This window comes from Ferroplasma sp. Type II, from assembly GCF_000496155.1.
In genome coordinates this window covers 2,029-6,080 of the sequence record NZ_KI542688.1, presented here as the reverse complement: position 1 = coordinate 6,080, position 4,052 = coordinate 2,029, and the positions used below count along the sequence as shown (strand labels likewise).

6 protein-coding genes are annotated in these 4,052 nt (G+C 39.4%); 2 read left to right on the top strand and 4 right to left on the bottom strand.

The features are described 5' to 3' along the window. Together AMDU4_RS02105 and AMDU4_RS02100 are read right to left on the bottom strand one after the other, a co-directional pair. A partial coding sequence (locus tag AMDU4_RS02105) for a hypothetical protein (RefSeq protein WP_021786324.1) occupies positions 1–370 on the bottom strand: 370 nt, incomplete at its 3' end. Between the two features lie 74 nt (positions 371–444). Then, positions 445–726, bottom strand: coding sequence for a hypothetical protein (locus AMDU4_RS02100; RefSeq protein ID WP_021786323.1), 282 nt, complete (start codon positions 724–726; stop codon positions 445–447). 227 nt (positions 727–953) lie between these two features. Between AMDU4_RS02100 and AMDU4_RS02095 the strand changes: the two genes are divergently transcribed. Continuing rightward, complete coding sequence (locus AMDU4_RS02095) at positions 954–1,106, top strand: hypothetical protein (protein ID WP_021786322.1); 153 nt, start codon at positions 954–956, stop codon at positions 1,104–1,106. A gap of 272 nt (positions 1,107–1,378) precedes the next feature. Here the strand turns inward: AMDU4_RS02095 and AMDU4_RS02090 are convergent, their stop codons facing one another. Next, positions 1,379–1,702 (bottom strand): helix-turn-helix domain-containing protein, encoded by a 324-nt coding sequence (locus tag AMDU4_RS02090; RefSeq protein ID WP_021786320.1) that lies wholly within the window; start codon positions 1,700–1,702, stop codon positions 1,379–1,381. A gap of 66 nt (positions 1,703–1,768) precedes the next feature. Here AMDU4_RS02090 and AMDU4_RS02085 point away from each other — a divergent pair, with 66 nt between their 5' ends. Continuing rightward, positions 1,769–2,731, top strand: coding sequence for a S1C family serine protease (locus tag AMDU4_RS02085; RefSeq protein ID WP_021786319.1), 963 nt, complete (start codon positions 1,769–1,771; stop codon positions 2,729–2,731). 4 nt (positions 2,732–2,735) lie between these two features. On the opposite strand, the gene AMDU4_RS02080 is transcribed toward AMDU4_RS02085, so the two are convergent. Then, on the bottom strand, positions 2,736–4,052 hold a 1,317-nt coding region (locus AMDU4_RS02080; RefSeq protein ID WP_290703917.1), incomplete at its 5' end, for a glycine--tRNA ligase.

Sequence of the window (4,052 nt, the reverse complement as noted above, 5' to 3'; positions counted from 1 at the left end):
CCAACGCAGTTAGATCAAACGCTGCTAATGCACCATCTATATCTGATATCAATGCAGCAACGGAAGGTTTTGCACCAAAGTGTGTCATTTCATAGTATACTATATCTCCCATATGCCCACTTGTTGCAGTTGTTGCCTCTAGGCTATTTCCAAGTTGGTACGGCATTGCATTTTCCTCCAAAGCTAATACTCCATCGTATATTGGTACTCCCATAATACTAAGCAACATTGCTATTGCAAATATTGATATTATTGCCTTAAGCCAGTTATTTCTGGGTTTATCGCTGTAATTTATTCCCGTATTATTGTTACGGTACTTCTCCATGGCAATCAATTCCTTATATGTAGGATTTAAAATATTTGAATCCATAATAATAATAATAATAATACATTATATATAAAAGTTACTTTCCGCATGAATTTAGACCATTATCCTCGAATTTCTCAACTGCTGGGAATGGCATTCCAGTCATGCTGATATGAGTCCACAGGAACACCAGCCAGACTCAGCAGATCTTTCTGCCTCTGTGTCAGTTCCGGCAGGAATTTCTTCACGGTCTTTCCTCCTGCCTCGATCCAGTTCAACTGTACCAGTGAGAAGTCTCCCAGTACCCTGTCCGCTGTCGGCGATTCACATGACCTGAATTCCGGGTATATCTGTATGGATTTCTTCTCCCCTTTCACCATGTTATTCCTGACCTCACGCTCTATAAGGCTCTCGATCATCAGGGCAAGGAAGTACACAAACAGGAAACTTTCTATCCTTCCAACATTCTTCAGCAGGACAGGTGCAACACCGTATACAGCCTATCTTTTCCCCTAATTAACACTACATAACATTCATTCGAAGACTTCCAAAAGGAAAAAGTATCTATGTTTACCGTGTGACAAACCACAGGGTAAAGGGAACTAAAGATGTGAAACAGGATCCTGTGTATCTTGGGAAGTAGATCATGGTTGACGGAAAGACGGTGATCCAAGAATCTAAGAAGATAATGAAGGTAAGGAGGATCGTAGAATCCACACCATACATAATGTACCGTTATGCAGAGAATTTTGGAATAATTGACGATTTCATACCTGTTATTAAGGAACTCCAGACATGATGGAAGTGGCAAGAAGGATAGTGGAACTCTCCACAATGGACATGTTCGGTTCAACAGATTCCATAGAAGTGCATACTGGTGATGATTTCTAAAAACCTAGGTTTCTTAGAGAACTCTAACTTGATAGGTTTCCGTTAACACAGACGGATACGCCTTTTTCAATAAAGAGTCAATGAATTGAAAGATGCCATTTTCGGGTTATTAGGAATCCTCTGTAGTGTTAAAGTGGGACAAAGATAGGCAAAATATTTCGTTAAATATTATATTGCCATTTATAGATCTTCAATCATTGAAGCGAGATTCAGTGAAATTCCATAAAATTTTCTTCCCTTCTCTGTCAGCGAATATTTAACCCTTACCGGTTTTGAAGGTATTATTACTCTGGCCAGAAACCCGTATTTCTCGAACATCCCCAGTGTCGACGAAAGTGTTGTGGAATTAATCCTCCCTACTTCTTTTTTTATCTGATTAAATCCCGCCTCTCCATTTCTACCGATGGATAGGATAACTGGTATAGCCCAGAGACGCATAATATCGGAATATTTACTGAGAAAGTCCTTTCCTGAACCTATCTCTTTTAATTCTAAGTAGGTCAATTCAAACTCACCTAATTGATTTTATAATACTTTCTAATATATAAACATGCATTATATTCTCTTATCATGAACCAGATAGAAGAATTGAACAACAATATGGTAGAAATAGCAGAGAAAGCCAGCAGAGCTGTTGTAAGCATAAATAGTACTATCTACAGTGGAAATTTTGGATATGGCATGTCTCCAGTAAAAGGATCCGGTTCAGGTTTTCTCATAAGCCAGGATGGTTACATTCTTACCAACAACCATGTCATAGAGGGGTCTGAAACCGTAGATGTACTCCTCAACGATGGAAGGAAATATAAGGGGCAAATTGCGGGTACCGATCCACAAACAGATGTTGCTCTTGTAAAAATACCGGGTAATGGCTTTCCTGTAATGGAACTGGGTGATTCAGAAAACATAAGGACTGGATCAATAGTTCTGGCCATAGGCAATGCCCTTGGTCTTCCGGGAGGACACACAGTGTCTATGGGCGTCATAAGCGCAAAAAACAGGCCTATGCCATGGGCAGATTTTATTTTTGAGGGGCTTTTACAGACAGATGCCGCAATAAATCCTGGAAACAGTGGTGGACCTCTTGTTGATATGGCTGGAAAGGTTATTGGAATAAACACCGCAATAATAGCACAGGCAAACGGAATCGGCTTTTCTATACCCATAAGTACGGTGAAAAAAGAACTTGATGATATGATCAAGACCGGCAAAGTCAACAGAAACTATATAGGAATTTCAGGGATAGAGATAAACGAATCGGTATCCGAGAGGTATGGACTCATCCCTGAAAATGGTGTGATGGTCGCCAGGATAGACCCCTATTCACCTGCCTACGAGGCTGGAATAAGGTCCGGCGATGTAATAACCGCATTCGGGGGAAAAAATATAAGGTCTATGAGGGATCTTATCAGGGGAGTTTCTGAAATGAAGGGAAACACAGATATCCTATTCAGAAGGGGTGGATCAAAATACAGAACTACTATTGAATATAGGAATAAAAGAGAAAAACGCATAATAATACTGGATAAATAATACCTTAATTTTTATAAATATATGATTTTATAAACTTACTGTCCAGGATTTCTTTTATTCCCAGTCTTTTCTGTTCTGTAGTATCCCTTGATCTAACAGTTACTGTATCATCTTCCAGTGTTTGATAATCCACAGTTATGCAATATGGGGTACCAATTTCATCGTGTCTTGCATACCGTTTTCCTATTGTTCCAGCCTCATCATATACTATGTACTTATCAAATTTCTTCAATTCGGTATAGATATATTCTGCCCTGGCCTTAAGATTCTCCTTTTTCATCAATGGGAACACTGCAATATGGTAAGGCGCAATTTCATAGGGAATTTTGAGAACATTCTTTCCATCCCGTTTCACAAGAGACTGTGACAGTAAGGTCAATAATATTCTGTCTATTCCATATGAAGGCTCTATCACGTATGGAACTTCTTCCCTGGAATCTATTTTAACTTTCATGGTTTCTCCAGAACTGGACTGATGGTTATTAAGGTCAAAATTTGTTCTGTTAGCAATTCCAACGATTTCGAACCAGTCCTCGTCTATTAAGCCCTCAGCATCCCACGAATCAGCAGCATAATGTGCCCGCTCATCAGGATCATGCTGCCTGAATCTCAGTTTGCTGCTGTCTATTCCTATGCTTTCCAGTATAACCTGTGTCTTTAGCACAAAATATGCAAAAGCCTGGCTGCTTATCAGTCCATCCTGAAAAGCTTCCTTAACTGTAATATATGATTCTTCACCTGTGTTTGGTCTGATCCTGATTTTTTTGTAATCATAAAGACTTTTAAATTCCATATTTCCCGGGTCAAGAAAAACCTCAATCTCACACTGGTTGAATTCTCTCAGCCTAATAAGGCTCTGTCGTGGGGATATTTCATTCCGGAAGCCTTTTCCCTGCTGGCCTACAATCATGGGAAGCTTTCCCCTGTTGTAATTGTAAAGGAGCTTAAAATTCACAAATATACCCTGTGCAGTTTCCGGCCGAAGGTAATAATCGCCCGATACTCTATACATAAGGTTGAAGTCGTATATATTATCAACAATATTACCACATATGGGACATTTCAATAGAGTTATTGAGGCAACTTCTCGGGCTTCCTCCAAATTAGATGGAATAGTATTTACATGATTAAAGGACAATAGCGTTTCAAGCTTGAATTTGGTCTTGCATTTATCGCATTCGGCTGCAAGATCAGAAAATCTGGCAATATGACCTGATGCCCTGAAGACTGGTTCAGGTGTGACATTAGGCGTATCTATCAATATTGCTCCATCCTCAAGATAGGATTCCTTCCATATTTTAACTATATTGTCCTTTAGAAG

What these genes read in the sequence shown, in the direction of transcription:
- AMDU4_RS02100 (WP_021786323.1), bottom strand. Translation starts at nt 726, where the DNA reads ATGATCGAGAGCCTTATAGAGCGTGAGGTCAGGAATAACATGGTGAAA.
- AMDU4_RS02095 (WP_021786322.1), top strand. Translation starts at nt 954, where the DNA reads ATGGTTGACGGAAAGACGGTGATCCAAGAATCTAAGAAGATAATGAAG.
- AMDU4_RS02085 (WP_021786319.1), top strand. Translation starts at nt 1,769, where the DNA reads ATGAACCAGATAGAAGAATTGAACAACAATATGGTAGAAATAGCAGAG.